23 protein-coding genes are annotated in these 26,646 nt (G+C 52.7%); 10 read left to right on the forward strand and 13 right to left on the reverse strand.

The genetic code is table 11. The features are described 5' to 3' along the window. Position 1 precedes the first annotated feature (1 nt). The 7 genes from GW591_RS02205 to GW591_RS02235 all read right to left on the reverse strand — a co-directional run bounded on the left by GW591_RS02205 (position 2) and on the right by GW591_RS02235 (position 8,650). Positions 2 to 1,045 (reverse strand): ABC transporter permease, encoded by a 1,044-nt coding sequence (locus GW591_RS02205; RefSeq protein WP_166860030.1) that lies wholly within the window; start codon positions 1,043 to 1,045, stop codon positions 2 to 4. Continuing rightward, complete coding sequence (gene yejB, locus GW591_RS02210) at positions 1,045 to 2,139, reverse strand: microcin C ABC transporter permease YejB (protein WP_013574649.1); 1,095 nt, start codon at positions 2,137 to 2,139, stop codon at positions 1,045 to 1,047. Before yejB ends, GW591_RS02205 begins: the two co-directional genes overlap by 1 nt. Before the next feature lie 10 nt (positions 2,140 to 2,149). Beyond that, on the reverse strand, positions 2,150 to 3,955 hold the full coding sequence (locus GW591_RS02215; protein WP_112198101.1) for an extracellular solute-binding protein: 1,806 nt from the start codon (positions 3,953 to 3,955) through the stop codon (positions 2,150 to 2,152). 194 nt (positions 3,956 to 4,149) lie between these two features. Beyond that, positions 4,150 to 5,733, reverse strand: a complete 1,584-nt coding sequence (locus tag GW591_RS02220) for a cyclic di-GMP phosphodiesterase (protein ID WP_225444880.1) — start codon at positions 5,731 to 5,733, stop codon at positions 4,150 to 4,152. Between the two features lie 165 nt (positions 5,734 to 5,898). Beyond that, positions 5,899 to 6,474 (reverse strand): bifunctional murein DD-endopeptidase/murein LD-carboxypeptidase, encoded by a 576-nt coding sequence (gene mepS / locus GW591_RS02225; RefSeq protein WP_013574652.1) that lies wholly within the window; start codon positions 6,472 to 6,474, stop codon positions 5,899 to 5,901. Between the two features lie 427 nt (positions 6,475 to 6,901). Beyond that, complete coding sequence (locus GW591_RS02230; RefSeq protein WP_112198103.1) at positions 6,902 to 7,615, reverse strand: phosphatase PAP2 family protein; 714 nt, start codon at positions 7,613 to 7,615, stop codon at positions 6,902 to 6,904. A gap of 60 nt (positions 7,616 to 7,675) precedes the next feature. Then, positions 7,676 to 8,650, reverse strand: coding sequence for a CobW family GTP-binding protein (locus tag GW591_RS02235; RefSeq protein WP_166860032.1), 975 nt, complete (start codon positions 8,648 to 8,650; stop codon positions 7,676 to 7,678). 214 nt (positions 8,651 to 8,864) lie between these two features. On the opposite strand from GW591_RS02235, the gene GW591_RS02240 reads away from it, so the two are divergent. Both GW591_RS02240 and GW591_RS02245 read left to right on the forward strand, forming a co-directional pair. Continuing rightward, positions 8,865 to 9,176 (forward strand): hypothetical protein, encoded by a 312-nt coding sequence (locus GW591_RS02240; RefSeq protein ID WP_112151185.1) that lies wholly within the window; start codon positions 8,865 to 8,867, stop codon positions 9,174 to 9,176. Between the two features lie 248 nt (positions 9,177 to 9,424). Then, on the forward strand, positions 9,425 to 10,156 hold the full coding sequence (locus GW591_RS02245; RefSeq protein WP_013574656.1) for an FCD domain-containing protein: 732 nt from the start codon (positions 9,425 to 9,427) through the stop codon (positions 10,154 to 10,156). A gap of 60 nt (positions 10,157 to 10,216) precedes the next feature. On the opposite strand, the gene GW591_RS02250 is transcribed toward GW591_RS02245, so the two are convergent. Continuing rightward, positions 10,217 to 11,686: a mannitol dehydrogenase family protein gene (locus GW591_RS02250; RefSeq protein WP_112151184.1), complete on the reverse strand. Its 1,470-nt coding sequence runs from the start codon at positions 11,684 to 11,686 to the stop codon at positions 10,217 to 10,219. A 270-nt stretch (positions 11,687 to 11,956) separates the two neighbouring features. Continuing rightward, positions 11,957 to 12,529: an elongation factor P-like protein YeiP gene (gene yeiP, locus GW591_RS02255; protein ID WP_013574659.1), complete on the reverse strand. Its 573-nt coding sequence runs from the start codon at positions 12,527 to 12,529 to the stop codon at positions 11,957 to 11,959. 244 nt (positions 12,530 to 12,773) lie between these two features. On the opposite strand from yeiP, the gene GW591_RS02260 reads away from it, so the two are divergent. Continuing rightward, on the forward strand, positions 12,774 to 13,028 hold the full coding sequence (locus GW591_RS02260; protein WP_013574660.1) for a YkgJ family cysteine cluster protein: 255 nt from the start codon (positions 12,774 to 12,776) through the stop codon (positions 13,026 to 13,028). Here the strand turns inward: GW591_RS02260 and GW591_RS02265 are convergent. After that, positions 13,025 to 14,239, reverse strand: a complete 1,215-nt coding sequence (locus GW591_RS02265; RefSeq protein ID WP_013574661.1) for a sugar efflux transporter — start codon at positions 14,237 to 14,239, stop codon at positions 13,025 to 13,027. The genes GW591_RS02260 and GW591_RS02265 overlap by 4 nt on opposite strands. 463 nt (positions 14,240 to 14,702) lie before the next feature. Here GW591_RS02265 and fruB point away from each other — a divergent pair, with 463 nt between their 5' ends. Genes fruB through fruA form a run of 3 tightly spaced genes read left to right on the forward strand, consistent with a single transcriptional unit; the run spans position 14,703 to position 18,481 of the window. Then, the gene (gene fruB / locus GW591_RS02270; protein WP_013574662.1) at positions 14,703 to 15,833 is read left to right on the forward strand and encodes a fused PTS fructose transporter subunit IIA/HPr protein; all 1,131 of its coding nucleotides are present in this window, start codon (positions 14,703 to 14,705) and stop codon (positions 15,831 to 15,833) included. After that, complete coding sequence (fruK, locus tag GW591_RS02275) at positions 15,830 to 16,765, forward strand: 1-phosphofructokinase (RefSeq protein ID WP_013574663.1); 936 nt, start codon at positions 15,830 to 15,832, stop codon at positions 16,763 to 16,765. The genes fruB and fruK overlap by 4 nt, the downstream gene beginning before the upstream one ends. A 15-nt stretch (positions 16,766 to 16,780) precedes the next feature. Then, positions 16,781 to 18,481 carry a PTS fructose transporter subunit IIBC gene (fruA, locus tag GW591_RS02280; protein WP_013574664.1) on the forward strand — a complete coding sequence of 567 codons (1,701 nt, stop codon included), beginning with the start codon at positions 16,781 to 16,783 and terminating at the stop codon, positions 18,479 to 18,481. A 106-nt stretch (positions 18,482 to 18,587) separates the two neighbouring features. On the opposite strand, the gene nfo is transcribed toward fruA, so the two are convergent. Together nfo and GW591_RS02290 are read right to left on the reverse strand one after the other, a co-directional pair. Next, the gene (nfo, locus tag GW591_RS02285) at positions 18,588 to 19,454 is read right to left on the reverse strand and encodes a deoxyribonuclease IV (protein ID WP_013574665.1); all 867 of its coding nucleotides are present in this window, start codon (positions 19,452 to 19,454) and stop codon (positions 18,588 to 18,590) included. Positions 19,455 to 19,544: 90 nt separating this feature from the next. Further along, positions 19,545 to 20,651, reverse strand: a complete 1,107-nt coding sequence (locus GW591_RS02290) for a YeiH family protein (protein ID WP_166860034.1) — start codon at positions 20,649 to 20,651, stop codon at positions 19,545 to 19,547. Between the two features lie 188 nt (positions 20,652 to 20,839). On the opposite strand from GW591_RS02290, the gene yieE reads away from it, so the two are divergent. The 4 genes from yieE to GW591_RS02310 all read left to right on the forward strand — a co-directional run bounded on the left by yieE (position 20,840) and on the right by GW591_RS02310 (position 25,474). Continuing rightward, the gene (gene yieE / locus GW591_RS02295) at positions 20,840 to 21,712 is read left to right on the forward strand and encodes a DNA-binding transcriptional regulator YeiE (protein ID WP_013574667.1); all 873 of its coding nucleotides are present in this window, start codon (positions 20,840 to 20,842) and stop codon (positions 21,710 to 21,712) included. 131 nt (positions 21,713 to 21,843) lie between these two features. Continuing rightward, positions 21,844 to 23,319 carry an amino acid permease gene (locus GW591_RS02300; RefSeq protein WP_119261402.1) on the forward strand — a complete coding sequence of 492 codons (1,476 nt, stop codon included), beginning with the start codon at positions 21,844 to 21,846 and terminating at the stop codon, positions 23,317 to 23,319. 233 nt (positions 23,320 to 23,552) lie between these two features. After that, positions 23,553 to 24,635 (forward strand): FecCD family ABC transporter permease, encoded by a 1,083-nt coding sequence (locus GW591_RS02305; RefSeq protein WP_013574669.1) that lies wholly within the window; start codon positions 23,553 to 23,555, stop codon positions 24,633 to 24,635. Then, positions 24,635 to 25,474: an ABC transporter ATP-binding protein gene (locus GW591_RS02310; RefSeq protein WP_013574670.1), complete on the forward strand. Its 840-nt coding sequence runs from the start codon at positions 24,635 to 24,637 to the stop codon at positions 25,472 to 25,474. Before GW591_RS02305 ends, GW591_RS02310 begins: the two co-directional genes overlap by 1 nt. 193 nt (positions 25,475 to 25,667) lie before the next feature. Here GW591_RS02310 and GW591_RS02315 read toward each other — a convergent pair whose 3' ends face one another. Continuing rightward, positions 25,668 to 26,474 carry a 5'-nucleotidase, lipoprotein e(P4) family gene (locus GW591_RS02315; protein ID WP_013574671.1) on the reverse strand — a complete coding sequence of 269 codons (807 nt, stop codon included), beginning with the start codon at positions 26,472 to 26,474 and terminating at the stop codon, positions 25,668 to 25,670. Between the last annotated feature and the right edge of the window lie 172 nt (positions 26,475 to 26,646).

The following is a 26,646-nucleotide window of genomic DNA, read 5'->3' on the forward strand; positions in this document are numbered from 1 at the left end:
TTCAGAGCACCTCATTATGGTGTGCGGACGGATTGAAGGCATCGCGAACGGCTTCACCAATGAAAATCAATAATGACAGCAGCGCGGCCAGCACCACGAAAGCGCTGATCCCCAGCCACGGCGCCTGCAAATTATTCTTCCCTTCCATCAGCAGTGTACCCAGCGATGGCGAGCCCAGCGGCAGGCCGAAACCGAGAAAATCCAGTGACGTCAGTGTGGTGATCGAGCCGCATAGGATAAACGGCAGATAGGTCAGCGTGGCGACCATCGCATTAGGCAGCATATGACGCCACATGATAGCGCGGTCGCTGACGCCCATCGCCTGCGCGGCGCGGATATAATCAAAGTTACGGGTACGCAGGAATTCGGCGCGCACCACGCTGACCAGCATCATCCAGCCGGAAAGTACGGTGATCAACAGCAGCCACCAGAAGTTGGGTTGCACCACGCTGGCCAGAATAATAATCAGGAACAGCGTGGGAATGCTCGACCACACTTCGATAAAGCGCTGCCCGAGCAAATCGATTAATCCGCCGTAATAGCCCTGCGTGGCACCGACAATCATGCCAATCACCGAGGTCATCGCCGTCAGCAGAACGCCGAAGAACAGCGAAATCCGCAACCCGTAAAGGATTTGCGCCAGCACATCATGCCCGTTACTGTCGGTGCCCAGCCAGTTTTGAGAAGAAGGCGGTGAAGGGAAGGGCTGCGCGGTAGAAAAGTTAATGGAGTTATAACTGCTGCGGATCGGTGCCCAAATCGCCCAGCCGTGGTCTTCAATCTGGCGCACAACAAACGGATCCTGATAATCGGTTGGCGTTTCCAGCTCACAACCAAACGTCGTTTCGCTGTAATTGACCAGAAACGGCACATAGAGATGTCCCTGATAACGTGCCAGCAGCGGTTTGTCGTTGGCGAGGACGTTGGATAACAGCACCAGGATCAGCATCACCATGAAAATCCACAGCGACCAGTAACCACGGCGGTTCTGGCAAAAACGCGCCCAGCGCGCCTGACTGACGGAGTTCAGTTTAAAAAGGCTCATTACTGGCGGCCCTCAAAATCGATACGCGGGTCAACCAGCGTGTAAGTGATGTCGCTGACGATATTGAGCAGCAATCCAATCAGCGTGAAAACATACAGCGTGCCGAAAATCACCGGGAAATCGCGCTGTACGATGGCGTCGTAGCCCAGCAATCCCAACCCCTGTAAGGAGAACATCACTTCAATCAGCAACGAGCCGGTGAAAAACATGCTGATAAAAGTGGCAGGGAAACCGGCGATCACCAGCAGCATCGCGTTGCGAAATACATGCCGGTACAAAATCTGTTTTTCGTTCAGCCCTTTGGCGCGCGCGGTCACCACATATTGCTTGCCTACTTCATCCATAAACGAGTTTTTAGTCAGCATGGTCAACGTGGCAAACCCGCCAATCACCGTCGCCAGCACCGGCAATGTGATGTGCCAGAGGTAATCGGTTACTTTGCCGTACCACGGCAGGGTATCGAAATTCGGCGACGTCAGGCCGCGCAGCGGGAACCAGTCGAGATAACTGCCGCCGGTGAATAGCACAATCAATAAGATGGCAAACAGGAAAGAGGGAACGGCATAACCGACAATGATGACGGAGCTGCTCCAGGTATCGAATTTCGTGCCGTTGCGCACCGCTTTGCGGATCCCGAGCGGGATCGACACCAGGTAGATAATCAGCGTGCTCCACAGGCCAATGGTAACGGAAACCGGCAGCGCGCTTTTCACCAGTCCCATAACGGATGAGCCGCGAAACAGACTGTCGCCAAAATTAAAGCGAACATAGTTGGATAACATCTCGAAATAACGCACATGCAGCGGTTTATCGAAGCCGAAGCGGTGGGTGATTTCAGCAATGACTTCCGGATCCAGGCCCCGTGCGCCGCGATACTGACCTTCACCAAACTGCGCTAAACCCGGCGATGCTTTGCCATTTCCGCTGCCCGCGCTGGCACCCGGTAAACCGCCTGACTGCCCCATTTCAATAGCGGCAATCGCCTGATCAACCGGACCGCCGGGAGCAATCTGCACAATAAAAAAGTTAATGGTAATGATCGCCCACAACGTGGGGATCACCAGAAGCAGTCGTCTTAAAAGATAGGCGGCCACAGTATGCTCCTCAGCGGCGTTGCGCAGGTAAACGGGCTGCGCGGTTAACGTCGTACCACCATGTGTCGAGTTCCATTCCGTTGGATGGGGTGACGGCTGGCATCGAGAATTTATCCCAGTAAGCGTAGCGCTCGTGATGGGTATACCACATTGGGATCATCAGCATATTCCACGTCAGCACACGGTCGAGCGCATGGCCCAGCGACAACAGGGCATCAGGTTTGCCCTGATTGGCGGCGATTTCGTCGGTCAGCTTGTCAATGGCCGGATCGCTGACACCTGATTTGTTATAGGTGGAATCGAGATATTTACTGTTCCAGTAAATCTGCAAATCGCTGCTCGGATACGACGTGGCGGGATAAACCGTCGGCAGCATATCGTAATCACGCTGGCGCATACGGCGCACGAACTGCGAATTATCCACTTCACGGATCGACATCTTAATGCCCAGTCGCTGTAAATTATGCTGGAACGGCAAGACGTACTGTGAATTCCCGCCGCCAGGTAACAGCAGCTCGAAGGTAAACGGCTTACCGGTTTTGCCATTCACCAGCACCTGATTTTTCACTTCCCAGCCCGCTTCTTTCAGTAATGCGGTGGCTTTCAGCAGATTTGCGCGGTCATTACCGGTGCCGTCAGAGCCGGGTGGCTGATACAGCGCGCTAAAGACTTCAGGCGGCACTTGGCCTTTCAGCGGCCCCAGCCACGCCAGTTCTGCGGAGTTCGGATAATCTTTTGCCGCGTAGTCGGTATTCTGGAAGTAACTGTTCACCCGCTGATACGCCCCGAAATACAGCGCCTTGTTCATCCAGTCAAAATCAAAAGCCAAAGTGATGGCTTCGCGCACCTTGCGGTCGGCGAATTGCGGGCGATGGATATTGAATGCCAGCCAGCGGGTATCCTGCGCTGCCTGATTTTCCACATCAGCTTTAACGATAAAGTTTTTGCTGAAATTACCGCCCTGATATTGCGTCGCCCAATTTTTCGGCGAGGTTTCCATGCGGAAATCAAACGCGCCGGACTTAAACGCCTCCAGCGCCACATTGTCGTCGAGGTAATAGTCGTAGCGGATGGTGTCAAAATTATAGCGGCCCCGGTTGACGGGCAAATTGGCCGCCCAGTAATCCGGCACGCGGGAATAGGTGATGTACTGACCGAGTTTGTAATCGCTGATGCGGTAAGGCCCGCTGCCCGGCGGCGGTGTACTCAGCGGTTCATTGAATTTATGCTTTTCCCAGAATGTCTGCGGCAAAATCGGCAAACCGAGCAGGCCGAGCATCATGTCTTTATCCGCTTTCGGCAACACCATGCGTACTGTCAGGCGCGAAATGGCTTTTACTTCCACACCTTTATACACCACGCGAAATTGCGGTACGCCTTCGGTCATGAATTTTCGGAAGCTGAAGGCCACATCACTGGCGGTAATCGGGGTATTGTCGTTGAAACGGGCGCGCGGATTGATATCCACTTCGACCCAGCGGTACTGGCTGTCATAACGGGCAGAATCGGCGATCAGCGGATAATAACTGCCAATCTCATCGCTGGAGGTGGTAAACAGGCTGTCGTAAAGCGAGCCGCTGCGCGCAGCCGGATTACCGCGAGACGCGAAGCGGTTGAAGTTGTCGTAAGTACCAATGGCCGCCAGTGTGATCTGACCGCCTTTCGGGGCGGCAGGATTGACGTAGTCAAAACTGGTGAAGTTTGAGACATACTTGGGCTCGCCTAATATGGCGAACGCGTAACTGTCCTGTATGACTTCAGCTTGTGCGCTGAGACTCAGCAGGCACAGCACACCGGCAAAAACGCGAGAAAACATCCTGAATCTGCACTCCTGTGATGACGACAGCATAATGCGGCATTACCGCGGGCTATTTCGATATTAATCAATTGAAAGCAAAGATTTTGTCACGCACGACTCTTCGGTTTCGTCCCTGATTTTGGCCTTTTTATCACAACCGGATGCAGACGCCTAAAAGAAAAATGGAACAAAAGATGCGGGACTGATGCAGGTCAAATCTGCCAGGTGGCTTCTTTCTCATTGAAATCACGTATAAAGTCCAGCAGCTCAGGAACACCGAGCGATTTGCTGTACAGATATCCCTGTAAATAGGTCACGCCGTGATTGCGCAGATACTCCGCCTGCATCTGGGTTTCGACGCCTTCGGCTACGGTTTTGATCTTCAGTTCTTCCGTGAGTTTAAGGACGGTATCCAGCACCGGGGCGATCAGGGTGTTCTGATCAATCGACATGACAAAGCCGCGGTCAATTTTCAGATAATCCAGCGTGAACTTCTCAAGATAGATCAGCGCGCTATGGCCGGTGCCAAAATCGTCAATGGCTATTTCAATCTTATGGCGGCGCAGCCAGTTAAATTCCCGTAATGCACCTTGTGTATCAATCATTCCACGTTCTGTAATTTCGAATACCACCTGGAAAGCATTCTCAGGTAACGCTTCAATAAAATTCATCACATCGTCATGAAAGCTGATTTTGTTCATGTGGTGAGGAGAAATGTTGATACTGAGTTTGCCCGGACCGGGAAAAGCGTGCTGCAAGGTATGGGCGTCCGCTGCCACCAGAGCCATCATATGTTGAGTCAGGTCGACGATAAGCCCCTGATTTTCAGCATAGCTGATAAAAACATCGGGCGGAATGGGCCCCTCAATGGGGTGCTGCCAGCGCAGCAGGGCTTCAACGCCAGTCACCTTCAGGCTCTTTGAGTCGATAACCGGCTGATATTCAACAAAGAATTCTTTATTTTTCAGCCCGCGCAGAACCTCACGCTCAACGTTATGGCGGTTCAGCAGGCTGTGGTAAATCAGCGCGCAAACCAGCAGGCTAAGCAGCAGGCCGCCTGAGAACGTAAAGAGTATGTTATCGCGGGTCAGGGAAGGAGAGTAGAGACGAATGCTGAAAGGATAATTATCTATTTTGACTTGAGTAAAATGGCTGCGGGGCAAATCACTGATCTTGATCAGACCGGCCTGAGAAGAAATCAGTGCGCTTTTTCCCACCAGCAGTGCAAAACCCCGGTAGCCGGAACCTGGCTGCGCAAAAAGCATATACGGCGACAACGTCAGTTCCAGCGTTGCTATCACGCCATCGTCCGTTGCACCGGGGTTACGCTGCCATATAAGGATCACCGCGCGGTTCGGGACGGCAGGGGTGCCCATCTGCAGGCCGATACTCATGTTGTTATCAAATTCGAGGTCATGCAGGGTACTGTTTACAGGAATGTGCTGATTACCGGAAGCCGAGGAACAAAAAACGATGCCATTACGCACCAGCTGAAAATCACGAACACCCATGCTGAATGCGACGTCACGGTTTAATTCCCCGGCAATGGAATGGCAGGGTTCTGTCGTGAGCAGTCCGATTCTGTGCATCGTGTCGGTTAACTGGCGCAGATAATCAGCAGTAAATTGTGCCGTTCGTTGCGCGATTTCATTTTGTTCGCGGAGATTGTTGGTTTTAATAACGGTGAGGGTAACTGCGATAAATAAAATGAAAAACAGGGCTGAAAAAAGCAGGCTTCTCTTTAAATACAGATGTTTGGGCAATACGGTGTGTGTTAACGCCGTTTTTAAACCCATATGTTTTGCCCTTTTCGCGCAGAGGAAATAAAAGAATAACGTCGTCAAAAAATCAACAGACACTTCATACACTTTATTACAGGCATAAAAAAACGCCATCCAAAGATGACGTTTTTTTATTCGCTTGGCATAGGACAACAAGAACTAAATCATAAGGTAACGGGATCAGCCGTTAGCTAAAACTCGTCTTGCTTCACGATAACGTGCATTCCAGTAGGACTCTTTCAGATTTGAAATCATCACACCGTTGCTGGTGGATGCATGTACAAACTGATCGTTACCTAAATAAATGCCGACGTGACGGCCTGTTGAACCCGCACGGAACAGAACCAGATCACCCGGACGCAGTTTCGTGCGCTGGATTTTCTTGCCTTTCTCTTCCTGTTCATAGGTTGAACGAGGTAAATCCATACCAAATTGTTCGCGGAATGTTACCTGAACGAACGCTGAGCAATCGATACCACGCTTGCTGTCACCGCCCAACCGATAACGAACGCCTTTCCAGCCAGCGTACTGATCCATAATTTTGGATTTAACGTTGACGTTGCGAACCATTGCTTCGAATTCATCCTGAGAGGCTTGCAGTAGAAGGCCATCATTGCCATTTACTGCACGCATATCAGTTTGCGCGTTTTCTGTGTTCGAAGAATGTGTACCACTACATGCAGAAAGAATAATTGCTGCACCAATCGCGGGAATTATCCGCGTGATATATCTCAGAAACGGTTGAGACTTGACCATTATTGTTGTTATCCCTTGCTGTCCTTAACGATGAAATCGTTATTAAAATTGCCAAACGAAGCGAGATTACCTGCCATATATCTGTGGGACAAATACCAGGGGGAGGAAATGTGCGTCGCAGCACGTTTTTTTCCTGAACCGGGGTGTTTTTAACACAATTCTATACAGGCGAATTGGAGATTACCGTAATGAACAGGTGATTGCGAGAGGTATTATGAGATTTTTTATAAGAAATTGTGATGTAAGGTGATGTAAGTAAACATGTTAAAAATGCTGTGTGATCTTTACGCGAATTTGGGTTAAAACCGCATCAATAGCGCGTTCAGGGGACATAATACAGCGCAGAGGCGTTGAGAAACATCCTTTAAAAAGGCCCGGCAAATCATAAAGATCTGCCGGGCCATAAATATTATGTATGCATCCAAAATTATGCGTGTGTCTTAGGATTTTTTTTACCGGGTAATTTTTGATCAAGCCAGTTAATCAGCGTATCGCTGGCTGGTGTCATCAGCCACCAGCTGGCACCGACCAGCACGACGGACATTGAGCCGACCGCGATATCAGTAAACCAGTGTGCACCAATCATCACGCGTGGGAGTGAGAAGATGAAGGTGATGATCAAGGCGACAGCGAATGCTGACTTACTCAGGTAGCGCAGCATAAAGCATGAAAAAATAATCAGCATCATGCCATGGTCGCCGGGGAAGCTGTCGCTGGAAGCATCTTTGGTGGGAATGCCGGTCAGTTCGCTCACGCGGTTTACGCCCGGGAAGCTGAGTGACGGGCTTTTATGGCTGACAGGCAATAAATGTCCGAGCTGGTTGAGCACAACGGCAGTCAGCAACATCACGACACCAATAATGATGTACCGGCGACGCCCGTCGCTATCCTGCTTCAGGAAATAGCTCAGATACAGGATTCCCATCGCCAGCAATGAAATCAGATCAAAGGCACGATTATTGGTCACGGCGACCAGGTGCAGAAACCACGCATCAGTGGCCAGATGTTGATTAAAAAAGAAGAAAATCGATTTATCAATCGGGAACCAGAAACCATGGTTTGCTGGCAAATAGAAAGATAAAAATAAGGCAACACCTAATACATTGAGTATCAGGATTGCGGGAATATTGCGGCGCCACATAAAGGAAGACCTATTCTTAGCAAAGTAAGGAATAACTTAGTTAGCGTTAACTTAATCTGATCAACTTAAACGAATCTTCAACAAGGAGGATTGTATTGCATTCCACTGCACTTCATTTTGCGTAATAAGCTCAATTCTGCTGTCTAACGGCGCCACCGGTTTCGTTTCAATGTGTAAGTCATTGCCCTGACGGTTAATCAGTAATGTGCCTTCTTTAATGCGTATAACCCCTTTGACGCGATCAACCGGCACCGCGCGCGCCCAGTCGAGAATGCCCGCGGTCTCAAACTGCGTTTCGCCATCAAATATCCACCCGCAACTGGTATAACCGTCAGCCTGATTCAGCGCGCGACGCCAGCGCTGTTTTCCCGGCAGGCTCAGTGCAGCCAGTCCTTGTTTAGCGGCGTGAGCGTGATGATGTTTACCTTGCGGTAACTCAACCAGATTCTGGCGCGGAAAATCAAGTAATGTCAGGTCGATCTCACCTTGCGAAGCCGTCACCAGAAGTCGCTCGTGACCATTCTGCTGATACCATTCGTCCAGCTTCTGCGTGTCCTGCGCCTGCGTCACATCAGACTTATTTGCCACGATAATGTCTGCTGCGGCTAACTGATCGCGAAAGTTTTCATTATCAGTCACCCGCTGATCGCTTAACTGACGCGGATCCAGCAGGCAAAGCGTGGCATTGAGTGTCAGCCAGTTGCTGTAAACGTCAGACGTCAGTAAAGAAAGAATCTGTTTCGGATGCCCCAGCCCGGTGGGTTCTATCAGCAAGCGGTCAGGTTTAGCCTGCTGCAATAACATATTCAGACCGACCTGCATTGGCAATCCGTTCACACAGCACATGCAACCACCGGGGATTTCCTTCAAAACCGCACCACTGCCAGCCAGTAATGCACCATCAATGCCGACTTCGCCGAATTCATTCACCAGCACGGCCCACTTTTCACCTTCAGGCTTCTGAGCCAGAAGGTGGCGCAGCGTGGTGGTTTTTCCGCTTCCCAGAAAGCCGGTGATCAGGTTGGTTTTGGTCATGGTTGCACATCCTTTTTGAAAAATTCCCCGCCAATGTGCAGCGACTCCTTAAGAAAATCCAGCGTTGCGCCGATGTAAGACATGGATTGCTTATTTTTGCCGGCAGGCAAGCAAGATTTATTTTGCCTCCAGACGTGTAAATTCAATTAGATGTATTAATGTTAAATTGTGGTTACGGGAACTTTAAAATTAATAGTTATGATGAGGTGTCACCATGAACAGAATTACCTGTGTACTGTTTTTGGGAGTCATGGCCTCAGGGACGATTCAGTTTGCCAGTGCCGCTGCAACAGGCGGAATTATTCATATTACCGGGTCAATTGTTGACGGAGGATGTCACGTCAGTGCCGCACGTAATGCGGTGATCAGCGACTGTGAACGTGGCGGAAAACAGGTGAGGCAAGTTCATACGCTGAATGCGCAAAATCCTTCTTCTTTCGCCTTGCCTTTGTCTCTCGGGCAGGTCACCACGCGGCATATTAATAATGATCCTCGCCTTGCGGTGATGACGGTGAGTTATAACTAAGTAGCTGTAAATAGTTAGTATCGTTAATATGTTTCGCTCCGGTCATTGAGCGCGGTAATGCAATGTATCGTTATGTGGCCGGACAACTTTATGAACTGGCTGGCCCAATCTTGATCGGGCCGTCAGTTTTCTATTCCTGTCCTTTCCCTTTCTGCTGACATGTTATAATTTTCTCTCTTATTTCAGGCATCAGAACGATTAATCAGATGTCAGACCAATTGAGCTTGTGTCAGTGAAAGGGGCAAAACATGCGACTTTATCAGGAGATAGGCGGTCATTTACGTCGCGATATCCATGCCGGAAAATATGCCCCTGGCGATCGCCTCCCTCCGGAGCGTGACATTGCGGAATCTTATTCCGTCAGCCGAAGTGTAGTGCGTGAAGCGCTGATCATGCTGGAGCTGGAAAAAGTGGTCGAAGTGCGTAAAGGTTCCGGCGTCTATGTATTGCATCAACCGGAAGATAGCCAGCCGGAAAGCGCTGACAGCGGATATGGCCCGTTCGAGTTATTACAGGCGCGGCAATTGCTGGAAAGCGAAGTCGCGGCTTTTGCGGCGATGCAGGCCACTAAGACGGATATTCTGCAAATGCGCGATGCCATTGATGCACAGCGAGAATGCATTGCACGTGGCGTCTCCGATGATGCTGAAGATCAGCGGTTTCATGCCTTGCTGGCGCAGGCTTCCCAGAACAGTGTGCTGGTTAAACTGGTGGATGATCTGTGGCTGATCCGCCAGCGCAGCTCCATGTGGCAGGGGATCCATCAGCATGTCGGCGATAAAAACTACAGTCAGATTTGGTTGCAGGACCATCAGACAATCTTGCAGGCAGTACTTCGCAGGGATCCGAAAGCCGCGAAGCAGGCGATGTGGCAGCATCTGGAAAATGTCAAAGATATGCTGTTACAGGTTTCGGATGCTGATGATCCGTCTTTTGACGGATTCCTTTTTTCCTCAGTCCCCTCAGAACTGAACGACTGATACCGCCGTACAAATAAGAACGGCTGCCGCAGCAGCCGTTCTTAGCTTCAGTTGCCGGGCTTAACCTACGTATTTTGCCACGGTTTTCTTCGCGCCAATTCTTTGCAGATCGGCATACGCGCTCAGTATGGCCGCTACGACTTTCTCTTCATGAGGCAATTGCTCACCGAATACGCCCGTCAGGGCCAGCAGGGCTTTCACCCGCTGTTCGCCATCTTCGGTTGATGCCACAATTTTAGCGACGGTTTCAGCCATCGGATCTTTAATCTCAATGGACTGCCCGGCATCATCAGTACCACCGACATAACGCATCCAGCCTGCCACGCCCAGCGCCAGTAATTCATAGGAACCACCATTTTTAACATGCCAGCGGATGGAATCGAGCATACGTTGTGGCAGTTTCTGGGTGCCGTCCATCGCGATTTGCCAGGTTCGGTGTTTCAGCGCCGGGTTGCTGTAACGTGCAATCAGGCTGTCAGCATACGCACCGAGATCGACACCCTCGACGCTCAGCGTCGGAGCTTGTTCATGCAGCATCAGATGATGGGCAGCGGCCTTATAGTTGGCATCTTCCATGCAATCGTTGATGTGCTGATAACCGGCCAGATAGCCGAGATAGGCGAGGAAAGAGTGGCTGCCGTTCAGCATGCGCAGCTTCATCTGTTCGAAAGGCAAAACGTCGGCAACCATCTGTGCGCCAGCTTTTTCCCAGTCCGGACGGCCCGCCACGAAATGGTCTTCCACGACCCACTGAATGAAGGGTTCACAGGCGATACCGCAAGGATCGGTCACACCTCCGAGGGCTTCGGTGATTTCTTCCAGCGTATTTTCCGTCGCGGCAGGAACAATACGGTCAACCATGGTGCTTGGGAAAGAGACGTTTCCGGCGATCCATTCAGCCAGTTCTGCGGAACGTGCTTTCGCCATGCCCAGTACGGCGTTTTTTACCACCAGACCGTTTTCAGGAATGTTATCGCAGCATAAAACGGTGAAGCCTGGTAAGCCGCGCTCATGACGTAAACGCAGGGCTTCGACTAAAACGCCCGGAGCGGTACCCGGCGCCTGACCGCCCGCCAGATCCTGCTGAATTTTTGGATTTTGCAGATCCAGTTCGCCGGTGCCCGGCTCAATGCAATAACCTTTTTCAGTGATGGTCAGGGAAACAATCGCGATCTGTGGCTCAGTGAGTTTTTCAAGTACTGCTTCCAGCCCGTCAATCCCGCCGTGCACAGATTCATGTGCAGAGCCGATGATAATCGCCTGATTGCCGTCCGCGCCTTTTTCCAGCACGGTAAACAGATGATTTTGCTGACGCAAACTCTGGATCAGCGTTTCATTGCCGAACAGGCTAATTTCGCAAATGCCCCAGTCGCCCCCCTGGAGGTTCAGCACGCGGTTGGTCAGTAGCGCCTGGTGAGCGCGATGGAAGGCACCAAATCCGAGATGAACAATACGGCTTTTTAACACATCGCGATCATAAGCAGGCAATGACACTGCTGCAGGCAGGGACGCTGTGGCAATAGTTTTCATGCAATACTCCAGGCAAGTCAGAAATAAATAATTGGTCAGGCCAAATTGGGGCTATTTACCCGTCAGTTGAATTTTATGCTGGATAAAGCGACGATTTAAGCCGAAATCAGGGCTTAGAGTGTAAAGTCATATGATAGAAAGGGGAATTGGTAAGTCCAGATAGCCACTCATTTTGTGATGCAGATCCACAGTCTGAAGGATTAATCGCAAAATGCAGACAATAAAAAAGGAACGCCGCAGCGTTCCTTTCAGCAGAGAGCGGGGCGCTGATTAATCCGCGCGCCCCATATAACGACGTTCTGCGATATGAATACGGATTTTGTCGCCAGAACTCAGATATTCAGGAACCTGAATGTTCAGACCGGTGCTCATGACCGCAGGTTTGGTGCGGGAACTGGCGGAAGCGCCTTTGATGCCCGGTGCCGTTTCCACGATTTCCAGATCCACCGTCTGCGGCATTTCAAGCGCCAGCAGCTGGCTGTCCAGCGTCAGAACCTGCATGCCCTGCAAACCTTCTTCAGGGATGAACTGCAGTTCGTCTTCAATCTGCGCCTTATTAAAGGTGTAGGGCGTGAAGTCTTCGTCATCCATAAAGATGTATTCGTCACCATCAACGTAAGAGAAGTTCACTTTACGACGGGTCAGGGTAACGGTATCCAGGATATCGTCGCCTTTGAAGCGCTCTTCCACTTTGCCACCAGTACGAACGTCAGCAAAACGCATTTTGTACAAGGTGCTGGCACCACGGGCGCTCGGGCTCTGAACATCAATATCTTTTACCAGCAGCAATTTGCCGTCGTAGTTCACAACGAAGCCGCGTTTAATTTCGTTAGCACGTGCCATATAAATAACCTGTCAGGAGAGAGATAAATAATTTGCGACACGTTACCCGCGCCGCTGATTTCAGGCAAGCAGATAGCGTAAAAAGAGTCGCGAAAATCCGCTTTATGACGCATATTTTGCGCTTCGCCTGCCGGTATGAAAAATGTTCGGGTTATCGTGTTAAAGAGTCGTAAATATTTCGCTGGTGGCGCATTACGCTGCCTGCTATTGTCGCGGCTCAAAATGAGGCCTGAGGAGGCTGTTGATGGACTGTCGTACTGATTGCGGAGCCTGTTGCATAGCGCCTTCAATTTCCAGCCCGATCCCGGGAATGCCAGACGGTAAGCCTGCCAATACGCGCTGTGTTCAGCTGGCTGATAACTTTCTGTGTAAGATTTTCACCTCACCACTGCGTCCGAAAGTTTGCGCCAGCCTGCAGGCCAGCCGCGAAATGTGCTTTACACATCGCGACCAGGCGCTGACTTATCTGATTCAGCTTGAGGCAGATACCGCGCCTTAAACCACCGCTGCGGGCACGTCTTCCGCCGGTTTATCGACGTTTTTCACATTCCAGATACATAACACCGAACCAATCACCATCGCCAGTGCGGCATAAAATACCGCATGGTATGTCCAGAACTGGGCGATCACCCCGGCCAGCGAACCGGCCAGGATCCAGCCCGCCCGCGTTGAATTGGTAAATAACGTGGTGGCCGCGCCTGCCTGACCCGGCATCAGATCCTGGAAATACAGCATGCCGATCCCGGCCAGAATGCCGATGAAAATTGCGTTCAGCAACTGTAAAGCAATCAGCATTGCCGCACCGGTAGTAAACAGAATGCCGCCGTAGAAAATCACCCCCGCCAGCACAGCGAAACGCATCAGGAAGCGTTTCCCCAACTGTTTAGCCAGATATCCGGCGATCAGCATGGTCGGAATTTCCAGACAGGCTGCACTGCCCATCAGTACCCCTGCCAGTTTTTCCGGCAGACCCAGTTCACGCACCACATACAGCGGCATATTGATCAGATAAATGCTGTTTGCTGCCCACATCAGTGAACAGGCGATGAACAGCATCAGCGTATCACGGCGGTTACGGCGTGGTGCTTCCAGCGTGGCGGTGGTCTTGATGTGCGCCTTGGGCATCGAAGGCAGGAACATCCACACCATTACGCCGCACAGCAAGAAAGCCAGCGTGGCAGCGCAGTACATAAAGGTAAAACCAAAGCCCATCGACAGGGCAAAGGCCAGCGGCGGTCCGACGACCCATGCCAGCGAAACCTGTGCGCGCAAAATGGAGCTGAACATCACGGCTTCGCGACCAGTTTTTTCGGAATGCTCCCGTGCTAACGCGAACATCTGCGGGTTAGCTGTGGAACCAAAGCTCGACAGCAAAACGCCGATGAACAGCAGGATAAAGTAATTACGGTTAAAGGCGAAAAGCACACAAGCCAGCGCACCCAGAATGCAGCAATACAAAATCAGCGTTTTGCGGTCACCGCGTTGATCAGACCAGGTCGCCAGCAACTGGCTGACGAAGATGCCAATCACGGCACTGCCGGTAAAGAAGATACCCACCATAAACGGGCTGACGTGAACCTGAGAAGTGAGGAACAGGCTGAGCGTCGGGGTCTGTAACGCGCCTGCAATGCCGGTAAGGAAGGCGATGATCAGAAAAGCAGTTGACGTCATGTCGGGTAAACGGCGGGCTGACGTTGTAGAAATTCGCATTAGCTAAGTGAACCAGAAGTAGAGGAGGGGACGAAATTTGCGCGAATGTTACGACAGTTTAAAAAAAACAAAAACAGGTTTTGATCATCAAAAATGTAAACCACAGTGAATTTGCCATACTGAATAATAAAACCGCACTTTGTGTCAAAAATGACCGGGTGAGGCGTCGCTTCTTCACCGCAATATTGTCCGCAGAGAAGGGGACAGCTTGCGTCAGCATTTTTCGTCAGCCTGACTTCAGCATTTGCGTTAAGTTATCCGTTTCGGAAAGCTCTCAGAAAGGAAACTGTGCGTAACATCAAAAAATCGTTACGCAAAATCAGGGAAAGCTTGATTTAAATACAGGCCGGATTGAGACTTCTTGAAACGTTTCAGCGTTGTCGGTTTTTCTTCTGAAATCTGATGACGCTCCTTTTTTCTCAGTAAAGCTGAAACGATTCAATTTCAGCAGGAGAGGAGAATTATGTTCCAACTGTCACAGCAAGATATTCATCTCGGTGCGGCTGCCAGCGATAAGCAGGACGCTATTCGCCAGGTTGCAGCAGCACTGACTCAGGCCGGTCGCGTCAGCGCAGGTTATGTAGACGGCATGCTGGCGCGTGAGTTGCAAACCTCTACTTACCTTGGCAACGGCATCGCAATCCCGCATGGCACCACAGATACCCGTGATCTGGTGCTTGATACCGGTGTGCAGGTTTTCCAGTTTCCGCAAGGGATTACCTGGGGCGAAGGCCAGACGGCATATGTCGTGATCGGCATCGCAGCTCGTTCTGATGAACACCTCGGTTTGCTGCGTCAGCTGACGCACGTCTTAAGTGACGACAGCGTGGCTGATCGCCTGGCAAAAACAGATTCCGCTGAAGAATTACGCACCCTGCTGATGGGCGAAAAAAATACGGCTGAATTCCTGTTTGATAGCCAGTTGATCGCAGTCGATGTGGCCGCAGAAAACCTGATCACGTTACAGGCGCTGAACGCTGGCCGCCTGAAAGAGATTGGCGCTGTCGATACCGCTTTTGTCAGTGATGTGATCAGCCGTAAACCGCTGAACCTCGGGCAGGGCATCTGGCTGAGCGACAGTACCGAAGGCAACCTGAAAAGTGCTGCAACGGTAAGCCGTGCACAGCAGGCATTTGATCTGGATGGCGAAAAAGTCTCCATGCTGCTGACGATTTCCGTTGCTGACGATCAGCCGCTCGATGTGCTGAACTACCTCAGTGATTTGCTGATTGCCAACAAAGCTGAACGCTTGCTGACGGCAGATTCCGTCGGTGTGCTGGCATTGCTGACCAGCGAAGTCGAAGAACAAGCCAACGTGCTGACCGCTGAATACGTTATCCGTAACGAACACGGCTTGCACGCCCGTCCGGGTACCGCACTGGTGAACGTTATTAAACAGTTCAGCAGCGAAATCACGGTAACGAATCTTGATGGCAGCGGTAAACCTGCCAACGGCCGCAGCCTGATGAAAGTCGTGGCGCTGGGCGTGAAAAAAGGTCACCACCTGCGTTTTACCGCGAGTGGTGAGGATGCAGAGCTGGCATTAAAAACCATCGGTGAAGCGATTGCTGAAGGTCTTGGGGAGGGCGCATGAGCCGTCGGGTCGCCACTATTACCTTAAACCCGGCCTATGATCTGGTCGGATACTGCCCCGAAATCGAACGGGGTGAAGTCAACCTGGTACAAACCACCGGCCTGCACGCGGCAGGTAAAGGGATTAACGTTGCCAAAGTGCTGAAAGATCTCGGCATCGATGTCACCGTTGGCGGTTTCCTCGGTAAAGAAAATCAGGATGGCTTCCAGCTGTTATTCAGCGATCTGGGTATTGCGAACCGCTTCCAGGTGGTTAATGGCCGCACCCGTATCAATGTCAAACTGACTGAAAAAGATGGTGAAGTCAGTGATTTCAATTTCTCCGGCTTCAACGTCACGCCTGCTGACTGGGAACGTTTCGTAACGGATTCCCTGTCATGGCTGGGCCAGTTCGACATGGTTGCCGTCAGCGGCAGTCTGCCAGCGGGTGTTGATCCTGACGCTTTCACCGACTGGATGAAACGTCTGCGCGCACAGTGCCCGTGCATCATCTTCGACAGCAGCCGTGAAGCGCTGGTTGCCGGTCTGAAAGCCGCGCCCTGGCTGGTGAAACCTAACCGCCGTGAACTGGAAATCTGGGCTGGCCGTAAATTGCCGGAACTGAGCGACGTGGTAGAAGCCGCGCATGCCTTACGTGATCAGGGGATCGCCCATGTGGTGATTTCTCTGGGTGCTGAAGGTGCATTGTGGGTTAACGCCTCCGGTGCGTGGATCGCCAAACCGCCAGCCTGTGAAGTCGTCAGCACCGTGGGTGCAGGTGATTCCATGGTCGGTGGTCTGATCTACGGTTTGCTGATGCGTGAATCCAGTGAACATACGCTACGACTGGCCACTGCTGTTGCTGCCCTGGCTGTCAGCCAGAGTAATGTCGGTGTCACCGATCGTCCGCAACTCGCGGCGATGATGGCCCGTGTTGATCTGAAACCCTTTTAATCCGCAGGAGTCAGAATGAAAATGCTGCTGATGATAGACAGTTCGCTGGGACAGGCTCGCAGCCAACTGGCAAAAAATTTGCTCGCTGCTGCTGCGGCGAAAGCAGGCCACTCGTTGACCGAACAGGCCGCTGACGCTGATGTAGTGATTGTGGCCGGTGAAACCGTGCCAAACGAACCTGCGCTGGCTGGCAAAAATATTTATACCGGTAATGTGGCTGATGCAGTCCGTGATCCGGAGGCTTTCCTGCAACGCGCTGTGGCTGAAGCTAAACCTTATGTCGCACCTGTTGCGGCAGCCGTTGCCGCTCCGGCAGCCAGCGGCCCGAAACGTATCGTCGCCATCACTGCCTGCCCGACCGGTGTTGCACACACCTTTATGGCTGCAGAAGCGATTGAAACTGAAGCCAAAAAACGTGGCTGGTGGGTAAAAGTTGAAACCCGCGGTTCTGTAGGTGCAGGCAATGCTATTACACCGGAAGAAGTTGCAGCGGCCGATCTGGTGATTGTCGCGGCTGACATCGAAGTGGATCTGGCGAAGTTTGCCGGTAAGCCGATGTACCGCACGTCTACCGGTCTGGCACTGAAAAAGACCAAACAGGAACTGGACAAAGCGCTGGTTGAAGCTGAGGTGTTTGAGCCGAAATCTCAGGGCGCAGCGACGGGCACCAGGAAGAAAGAAGCGGGCGGCGCAGGCCCATACCGTCACCTGCTGACCGGCGTGTCTTACATGCTGCCAATGGTGGTTGCGGGTGGTCTGTGTATCGCACTGTCATTTGTCTTCGGTATCAAAGCCTTTGAAGTGAAAGGCACGCTGGCGGCGGCATTGATGCAAATCGGTGGCGCTTCAGCCTTCGCGCTGATGGTGCCGGTTCTGGCCGGTTTCATTGCCTTCTCTATCGCTGACCGTCCGGGCCTGACGCCGGGTCTTATCGGCGGCATGCTGGCTGTCAGCACCGGTGCTGGTTTCCTCGGTGGTATCATCGCAGGTTTCCTGGCGGGTTATGTGGCGAAAGCCATCAGCGGCAAGCTGAAATTACCGCAAAGTATGGAAGCGCTGAAACCTATCCTGATTATTCCGCTGGTGGCGAGTCTGATTACCGGTCTGGTGATGATTTACGTGGTCGGTACGCCGGTTGCTAAAATCATGGCGGGTCTGACTGCCTGGCTGCAATCTTTGGGTACAGCCAATGCGGTACTGCTCGGCGCAATTCTCGGTGCGATGATGTGTACCGACATGGGTGGCCCGGTGAACAAAGCTGCTTACGCGTTCGGTGTGGCACTGCTGAGTTCTTCCGTCTACGCACCAATGGCCGCCATCATGGCTGCCGGTATGGTGCCACCTCTGGCGATGGGGCTGGCGACATTGCTGGCGCGTCATAAGTTCGAGCAAAGCGAACGTGAAGGCGGTAAAGCGGCGCTGGTATTGGGCTTGTGCTTTATCTCTGAAGGTGCGATTCCGTTTGCGGCCCGTGACCCGATGCGTGTTCTGCCATGCTGTATCGCAGGTGGTGCACTGACCGGTGCGCTGTCGATGGCATTCCACGCACAACTGATGGCACCACACGGCGGTCTGTTCGTACTGCTGATCCCTGGTGCAATCACGCCGGTTCTCGGTTATCTGGTGGCGATTATCGCCGGTACGGTTCTGGCGGGTGGCGCATACGCGATTCTGAAACGTTCAGATGCTGCGGTAGCCGCGAAAGCTGCTGCATAACAGTAAATCGTTAAAAAACAAAAAGGCGCGACATGTGAATGTCGCGCCTTTTTTATTGCGCCTTCCCTTCGCAGGGGAGGGCGCCGACCGGAATTTACGGTAAAAACTACGCCGCGGCTTCGTCATTCTCGGCAGTCTGCTGCGCTTTCAGCCAGGCGATTTCATCTTTCCAGATATCCGGATTGACAGTTTCGAGGATCATCGGGATGCCGTCGAACCGCGCGTCTTTCATGATCCAGCTAAATACGGTATTGCCGATATTGCCTTCGCCAAGGCTGTGGTGGCGGTCAACGCGGCTGTTGAACTCGCTTTTCGCGTCGTTGAGGTGCATCCCTCGCAGATATTGAAAACCAACCACCTCTTCAAAGTGCTTAAAGGTTTTCTCGCATTCTTCTGCCGTGCGCAGGTCGTAACCTGCCGCAAAGGCATGGCAGGTATCGATACAGACGCCAACGCGGCTTTTGTCTTCCACGCCTTCAATAATTTTGGCCAGGTGCTCGAAGCGGAAGCCAAGATTGCTGCCCTGACCGGCGGTGTTTTCGATAACCGCGGTCACGCCTTTGGTTTTATCCAGCGCAATGTTCAGGGATTCAGAAATCAGCGCCAGGCATTTATCTTCTTCGATTTGCATCAGGTGGCTGCCCGGATGGAAATTCAGCAGCGACAGGCCAAGCTGTTCGCAGCGTTGCAACTCATCAAGAAACGCCTCGCGGGATTTCTCCAGCGCTTCGGTGACCGGATGACCAAGGTTGATCAGGTAGCTGTCGTGCGGCAAAATCTGATTGCTTTGGTAACCGTATTTTTCACAGGCCACTTTGAATTTTTCGATGACGTCTTCCGGCAACGGTGCGGCTTTCCACTGACGCTGATTCTTGGTGAAAAGCGCAAAAGCCGTGGCTTCCAGCTCGTGTGCCCTCAGAACCGCCTGATCGACACCCCCGGCCGCACTCACGTGTGCTCCCACAAACTTCATTTTTGCTCCTCAGTTATTCATCGCGTTTATGGACAAATGATAGCGCCTCCGGGCAGGAGGCGCAGCACTGAAGTGTTAAAAGCAGCAATATCAGCCAAAAAGATGCTGAACCACTTGGTTGATACCGGCACCGCCGACAATCAGCCAGATAAACAGCAACGCCGCCAGCAGCATCGGTTTAAGCCCCGCCTGACGCAGTGCGCTCATGTGGGTGGTCAGCCCGAGCGCCGCCATCGCCATCGCCAGCAGCACGGTATCGAGCGTAATCAGCGCCGGGATCCAGCTGTGTGGCAAAATATTCAGCGAGTTGAATGCTGCCACCAGAATAAACAGCAGGGCAAACCATGGGATAGTTATATTGCGCATGCCCGCATTCTGGCCACCTTGTTGTACCTCTTTACGTGACTTCCAGCCAGAGAGCAGCAGCAGGAATGGTGCCAGCATCATGACGCGGATCATCTTGGCGATCACTGCCGCGTTTTCCGCATCCGGGCTGACACCCTGACCGGCCGCCACGACCTGCGCCACTTCGTGCACCGTTGAACCGGTGTAAATGCCGAACTGAGCAGCGGTAAAACTCAGCCAGTGATACTGCGCATTCAGATGCCATAACCACGGATACAGAAAGATGGCGGCTGTCCCGAAGATAACGACAGTGGCGACTGCAACCGTCACTTTCTCTGCTTTGGCATTCAGCACCGGTTCCGTCGCCATCACCGCCGCTGCGCCACAGATGCTGCTGCCTGCGCCAATCAGCATCGCGGTATCGCGATCCAGTTTAAACACCCGCTGTCCAAGCCAGCAGGCGAGGGCGAAAGTGGAACACAACATCAGCGCGTCGATCACAATACCGGTCGCGCCGACATCGGCGATTTGTGCGAAGGTCAGCCGCAAGCCGTAAAGGATAATCCCCAGACGCAACAGACGTTGTTTCGCCAGCGTCACGCCGTCTTCGCACCAGGGTTTTGCCGCCGGATATACCGTATTGCCGACCACCATGCCGATGACAATCGCCAGCGTCAGCGCGCTCAGGCCGAGATGACTCAGTGCAGGAATATCGCTCAGCCAGAGCGCGAGTGCAGTGATCACACCGGTCAGCGCCAGGCCGGGTAACACGCGGCCAAAGCCCGACAAATGGGGTAAAGGGTGCTTATCCGCCGTCTTTTTATTTTCATTTTTAAGCGCAAGTGTACTCATTGTCCGTTCCTCGTTCAGGAGTGATGAAACAAGGCTACGCCGCGCTTATATAAAAATGAAATAGATTATTACTTTATAACCTAGCTGTAAAACTGGTATAAAACCTTCATTCAAAAGAGGCCTGCAAGGCAAGGGTCTATACTTAAAGCACAGCGTGCTGTCAGGCGCGTGAGAATAGCGGGACATTTATGCACATAACATTGCGACAACTTGAAGTTTTCGCCGAGGTGCTGAAAAGCGGTTCGACCACGCAGGCGTCGGTTGTGCTTTCATTATCACAATCGGCGGTCAGTGCGGCGCTGGCCGATATCGAAGGGCAGCTTGGCGTGCAGTTATTTGACCGTGTCGGGAAGCGGCTGGTAATTAATGAGCATGGGCGTTTACTGTATCCGAAAGCGCTGGCGTTGCTCGAACAGGCGGGCGAAATCGAGCGACTGTTCAATCACGATAACGGTTCGCTGCGCATCGGCGCGAGCAGCACCATCGGCAACTATATGCTGCCGGCGATGATCGCGGATTACCGCCTGGATTTCCCCAATACGCCGCTGGAGCTGAATGTCGGTAATACCAATGATGTTATTAACGCGGTGGCGGATTTTCGTGTCGATCTCGGTCTGATCGAAGGCCCGTGTCAGATGCCGGAACTGATCACTCAGCCCTGGCTGGATGATGAACTGGTGGTGTTTGTCGCGCCGGAAAATCCGCTGGCAGGGCGGGTCGTTTCGCTGGAATCGCTGGCGCGTGAACCCTGGATCCTGCGCGAGCGCGGTTCCGGTACCCGTGAGGTGTTAGATCATCTGCTGTTGCCTCAGTTGCCGGATTTTAACCTGGTGATGGAACTGGGGAATTCCGAGGCCATTAAGCACGCTGTAAGGCATGGCATCGGGATCAGTTGCCTCTCGCGGCGGGTGATTTCTGAGCAGCTGAGCAGCGGTTCGCTGGTGGAAATCCGGCTGCCCGTCGCGCCGCTGGTGCGTAAGCTTTACCTGATTCATCACCGGCAAAAACATATCTCCGGCGCATTATCACGTTTTCTAACCTATTGTCGCGAAGCCCAATAACGGTCTTTCACTAATGATCTGCGGCCAGTTATGAAGGTGTCTTATAACAGGTCGTTCCTGCTATTCAGAGCGGCAGGTTTTGCTACAATCCGCGCTTAAATTTGCACATGACGAGCGGATATAGGGAAAAAATGGCTCAACAACCTACAAAAAATACGCAGGGGGCTCCCACACTGCGTCGCGAGCTGAAGGCACGTCACTTAACGATGATCGCCATAGGCGGTTCAATTGGTACAGGGTTATTCGTTGCATCAGGTGCGACAGTTTCCCAGGCAGGCCCGGGTGGGGCACTGCTTTCCTACGCATTAATCGGCATCATGGTTTACTTCCTGATGACCAGCCTCGGTGAGCTGGCGGCGTTCATGCCGGTTTCCGGTTCATTCTCCACTTACGGCTCCCGTTATGTTGAAGAAGGCTTCGGTTTCGCACTGGGCTGGAACTACTGGTACAACTGGGCAGTCACCATCGCGGTTGACCTGGTGGCCTCACAACTGGTGATGAATTACTGGTTCCCGGACACACCGGGCTGGATCTGGAGCGCCTTGTTCCTTGGTCTGATTTTCCTGCTCAACTACATTTCCGTGCGCGGTTTTGGCGAGGCGGAATACTGGTTCTCGCTGATCAAAGTGGTTACCGTCATCATCTTTATCGCCGTTGGCGTCCTGATGATCACCGGCATTATGCGCGGTGCTGAAACGGCGGGCTGGCATAACTGGGCCATCGGGGATGCGCCGTTTGCGGGCGGATTTGCCTCGATGATAGGCGTGGCGATGATTGTCGGTTTCTCCTTCCAGGGCACTGAACTGATCGGGGTGGCGGCGGGCGAATCTGAGAATCCGGGCAAGAATATTCCGCGCGCGGTGCGTCAGGTTTTCTGGCGTATTCTGCTGTTCTATATTCTGGCGATTCTGGTGATCAGCCTGATCATTCCTTATACCGATCCGAACCTGCTGCGTAATGAAGTCGGCGATATCTCGGTAAGTCCGTTCACGCTGGTATTCCGTAATGCGGGTCTGTTATCAGCGGCGGCGGTAATGAATGCTGTGATCCTGACGGCGGTACTGTCAGCCGGTAACTCCGGAATGTACGCCTCAACCCGCATGCTGTTTACCCTGGCGAGCGAAGGCAAAGCGCCGCGCATATTCGCTAAGCTGTCGAAAGGGGGTGTGCCGCGTAACGCGCTGTATGCCACCACTATCGTGGCGGCGTTGTGTTTCCTGAGCTCAATGTTTGGTAATCAGACCGTTTACCTGTGGCTGCTGAACACGTCGGGCATGACCGGTTTCATCGCCTGGCTGGGGATTGCGGTCAGCCATTACCGCTTCCGTCGCGGTTATGTCTTACAGGGCCGTGATCTGAAGAGACTGCCTTATCTGTCAGGTTTCTTCCCGTTCGGTCCGGTTTTCGCCTTTGTGTTGTGTCTGATCATTACGCTGGGCCAGAACTATCAGGCATTCCTGAAAGACACCATTGACTGGGGTGGCGTAGCGGCGACTTACATTGGCTTGCCACTGTTCCTGATCATCTGGTTCGGCTACAAGCTGAGCAAAGGCACTAAAGTGGTGAAATACAGCGAAATGGAATTCCCGGATCACGTCGATAAGTAACAGACCCCGATTTCCATGGCATTGAAAAGCGGAGCTCAGGCTCCGCTTTTTCATGCCTGCGATTCACGCCAGGAGACCCATTACGTCATGCTTTGTTACGCCCTTGTTTACTTTGAATGTCTGATAGGTTTTGCAAAACACATTGATAATTATTATCATTTATTTCCTTCCTACGGGAACCCCAGAACATGTTCTCCCGCCGTAAGTTTTAACTTAATGAGATTGAAGCGAAAATGAGTGCAACTACCGAACCCACCCTGAGGGTGAACGTCAACGCCGAAGACAGCGTTATGGGGCGATACCAGAATATCGTGCGCCGCCGTCTGTTAGTTATGCTGATCCTGGTACTGGCGATTGTCGTTTCACTGGTGATTGATTTCATTATGGGGCCTTCGGGGTTATCGCTCGGCACATTGTGGAAAACGCTGTTTGACGCCGCAGCGGCGGATCCGGGCACGCGGGTGATTGTCTGGGATATTCGTCTGCCTTACGCGCTGATGGCGGTGGCGGTCGGTATGTCACTGGGCCTTGCCGGTGCTGAAATGCAGACCATCCTCAATAACCCGCTGGCCAGTCCGTTTACGCTGGGCGTGTCTTCTGCTGCGGCGTTTGGTGCGGCGCTGGCGATTGTGCTTGGCATTGGTATTCCCGGCGTGCCGGATCAATGGTTTATCTCCGCCAACGCCTTCATTTTTGCCTTATTTGCCGCACTGATGCTCGACGGTATCACCCGCTGGACGCGCGTTGCCAGCTCCGGTGTGGTGCTGTTTGGTATCGCACTGGTCTTTACCTTCAACGCACTGGTTTCGCTGATGCAGTTTATCGCCACCGAAGACACCTTACAGGGGCTGGTTTTCTGGACGATGGGCAGCCTGGCGAGGGCGTCGTGGGTAAAACTCGGCGTGATGGTGCTGGCATTCCTGATTTTATTGCCGTGGTCGATGATGAGCGCGTGGAAACTCACCGCGCTGCGTCTGGGTGAAGATCGTGCCGTCAGTTTTGGTATCGACGTGCGTCGCCTGCGTCTCGGTACGTTACTGCGCATCAGTATTCTTTCCGCACTGGCGGTGGCTTTCGTCGGGCCGATCGGTTTTATCGGGCTGGTGGCGCCGCATATCGCCCGCCTGATGTTTGGTGAAGATCACCGTTTCTATCTGCCCGCCAGTGCGCTGATTGGCGCGCTGGTGTTGTCGATGGCGTCGGTAGCCTCTAAAAATCTGGTGCCGGGCGTCATTATTCCTGTCGGTATCGTGACGTCTCTGGTTGGCGTGCCGTTCTTCCTGAGTATTATTCTGCGCCACCGGGGGAACATCTGATGTCTGCGATGTTAGAAACGCGTCCTGAAGATTTACTGAATGCTGCTACGCAGGGCCTGCAAATCCGCGATTTCAACGCCGGATATCCGAAGCGCCGCGTGATCCGCAATCTGAATGTGCCGATGTTGCCACGCGGGAAAATTACCGTTCTGCTCGGGCCAAATGGCAGCGGTAAGTCGACGTTGCTGCGTTCTCTCGCCGGGCTTAACCGTGCGGAAGGGCAGCTGATGCTCGACGGACACGATTTAATGCCGATGCCGTTTGCACGACGTGCAGAGCAGGTGGTGTATCTGCCGCAAACTCTGCCTGCGGGCGTACATCTGCATGTGCTGGAATCCATTATCGTGGCGCAGCGCGCGTCCGGCGGCGGTAAAGGCAAGAATGCGGAAGGTACCGATACAGTGATGGCGCTTTTGCGTCAGTTGGGTATCGAACATCTGGCGCTGAGTTATCTCGATCAGCTTTCCGGTGGTCAGAAGCAACTGGTTGGCCTGGCGCAATCGCTGATCCGTCAGCCGTCATTACTCCTGCTGGACGAACCGCTCAGCGCACTCGATCTCAACTACCAGTTCCATGTCATGGATCTGGTGCGCAAGGAAACGCAGAAACGCAATATCGTGACAGTGGTTGTGGTGCATGACATCAATATCGCCCTGCGTCATGGCGACCGCGTGCTGATGCTTAAAGACGGTAATCTGATTGCCGATGGCGAGCCGGAAGACGTGATCACTGCCGACAGTCTGGCGCGGGTCTACGGCGTACGCGGCAGAATTGAGCGCTGCTCGCAGGGGACACCGCAGATATTGATCGATGGGTTAGTGGGGAATCCGGAGATTTAACGCGATGTCCTGACAAAAGGCAGACATTACTCAGGCGTTCACCGATCCGCTCCCTCCCCTGCGAAGGGGAGGGCTGGGGTGGGGTATTAAAGCAAAAACGTTGGGTGAAGTTTCCGCTCAGGCAATTGATTTACAGTCTAAAACCCCCTCCCAACCTCCCCCTTCGCAGGGGGAGGAGCAAACCGCAACGGGCTTATTTCCCGCTCCACGCCTTCAAATTCTGCTCCCGCGCTGACAGTTTCTGCTCAGGCGTCAGCTTGTTGTAATCCTTCGCCAGACCACTTTCCCAGTCACCGTACAGCGGATTTGGCAGCACGATATATTGTGTACCGAAGTGCTGATGGTTCTGATTCACAAACGCCCGACGCTGCTCGTTGCCCTGATGGTAGGTGGCAGAACCAAAGTCATTCAGGTTGTCGCCGATGTAAATCACCACGTGATAACCCGCGGCTTTGATGGAATCAAAACGTGCCTGCTTGTTGGAGGTATCAGAACTCAGCAGCATGGTTTTTTCATTGGCGCCGGTAAAGCCCAGACGGTTCATATTGTCCAGTGTCGCGGCGTATTCGCTGGTTTTGCGATTGGACACGTAGAACATCGTGCCGCCGTGAGTGTTGACATAATTAGCGAATTCAACCGCACCGGGAACGGCTGTTGCCTGGCGGGCTGCTGTCCACTGAGACCAGGTCTTGCTGTCGAATGGCTTGTTCGCTTTGACCTGCCACGCACTGTATGCGCTGTTATCGAGCATGGTTTCATCGAGGTCAACGACAACGGCTTTCTTCTGACCAGCCAGAGGCTGCGCCTGATCGAAAGCCATTTTGGCCGTGTTAAATGCCTGATAAGCCAGCGCCTGATATTCACCGGATTGCTGGAACCAGTTCAGTGCCATGACGGACTGATCGTTCAGCTTCTGCTGGGCATCGGTTTTTTGCTGCGCACAGCCACTGAGGGCCAGCATGATTAAAGCACTGGTGGTGCAAAGCGAAATTTTATTCATTGGTTGTCCCTATGCTTGTTACGAAGGATTCGCATTCATGAAAATCGTTAAAACTTTAGCAGATTCAGCGGGGTGTGAAAGAATAAATGATGAGTTACGCGAGATGTGCCGGAAAATGACAGAAATGAAAAAGGCCGGAGGGTGAGTCCGGCCAAAAAAATCAAAGACAGAG

It is taken from the genome of Rahnella aceris (genome assembly GCF_011684115.1).
In the GTDB taxonomy this organism is placed as follows: Bacteria; Pseudomonadota; Gammaproteobacteria; order Enterobacterales; family Enterobacteriaceae; genus Rahnella; species Rahnella aceris.

Coding starts and splice junctions, on each gene's coding strand:
- yeiP (WP_013574659.1), bottom strand. CDS start 12,529: ATGGCACGTGCTAACGAAATTAAACGCGGCTTCGTTGTGAACTACGAC.
- fruK (WP_013574663.1), top strand. CDS start 15,830: ATGAGCCGTCGGGTCGCCACTATTACCTTAAACCCGGCCTATGATCTG.
- GW591_RS02250 (WP_112151184.1), bottom strand. CDS start 11,686: ATGAAAACTATTGCCACAGCGTCCCTGCCTGCAGCAGTGTCATTGCCT.
- mepS (WP_013574652.1), bottom strand. CDS start 6,474: ATGGTCAAGTCTCAACCGTTTCTGAGATATATCACGCGGATAATTCCC.
- GW591_RS02290 (WP_166860034.1), bottom strand. CDS start 20,651: ATGAGTACACTTGCGCTTAAAAATGAAAATAAAAAGACGGCGGATAAG.
- fruB (WP_013574662.1), top strand. CDS start 14,703: ATGTTCCAACTGTCACAGCAAGATATTCATCTCGGTGCGGCTGCCAGC.
- yieE (WP_013574667.1), top strand. CDS start 20,840: ATGCACATAACATTGCGACAACTTGAAGTTTTCGCCGAGGTGCTGAAA.
- GW591_RS02235 (WP_166860032.1), bottom strand. CDS start 8,650: ATGACCAAAACCAACCTGATCACCGGCTTTCTGGGAAGCGGAAAAACC.
- GW591_RS02265 (WP_013574661.1), bottom strand. CDS start 14,239: ATGCGAATTTCTACAACGTCAGCCCGCCGTTTACCCGACATGACGTCA.
- nfo (WP_013574665.1), bottom strand. CDS start 19,454: ATGAAGTTTGTGGGAGCACACGTGAGTGCGGCCGGGGGTGTCGATCAG.
- GW591_RS02260 (WP_013574660.1), top strand. CDS start 12,774: ATGGACTGTCGTACTGATTGCGGAGCCTGTTGCATAGCGCCTTCAATT.
- GW591_RS02315 (WP_013574671.1), bottom strand. CDS start 26,474: ATGAATAAAATTTCGCTTTGCACCACCAGTGCTTTAATCATGCTGGCC.
- GW591_RS02305 (WP_013574669.1), top strand. CDS start 23,553: ATGAGTGCAACTACCGAACCCACCCTGAGGGTGAACGTCAACGCCGAA.
- GW591_RS02245 (WP_013574656.1), top strand. CDS start 9,425: ATGCGACTTTATCAGGAGATAGGCGGTCATTTACGTCGCGATATCCAT.
- GW591_RS02215 (WP_112198101.1), bottom strand. CDS start 3,955: ATGTTTTCTCGCGTTTTTGCCGGTGTGCTGTGCCTGCTGAGTCTCAGC.
- GW591_RS02220 (WP_225444880.1), bottom strand. CDS start 5,733: ATGGGTTTAAAAACGGCGTTAACACACACCGTATTGCCCAAACATCTG.
- GW591_RS02240 (WP_112151185.1), top strand. CDS start 8,865: ATGAACAGAATTACCTGTGTACTGTTTTTGGGAGTCATGGCCTCAGGG.
- GW591_RS02300 (WP_119261402.1), top strand. CDS start 21,844: ATGGCTCAACAACCTACAAAAAATACGCAGGGGGCTCCCACACTGCGT.
- GW591_RS02310 (WP_013574670.1), top strand. CDS start 24,635: ATGTCTGCGATGTTAGAAACGCGTCCTGAAGATTTACTGAATGCTGCT.
- GW591_RS02230 (WP_112198103.1), bottom strand. CDS start 7,615: ATGTGGCGCCGCAATATTCCCGCAATCCTGATACTCAATGTATTAGGT.
- fruA (WP_013574664.1), top strand. CDS start 16,781: ATGAAAATGCTGCTGATGATAGACAGTTCGCTGGGACAGGCTCGCAGC.
- GW591_RS02205 (WP_166860030.1), bottom strand. CDS start 1,045: ATGAGCCTTTTTAAACTGAACTCCGTCAGTCAGGCGCGCTGGGCGCGT.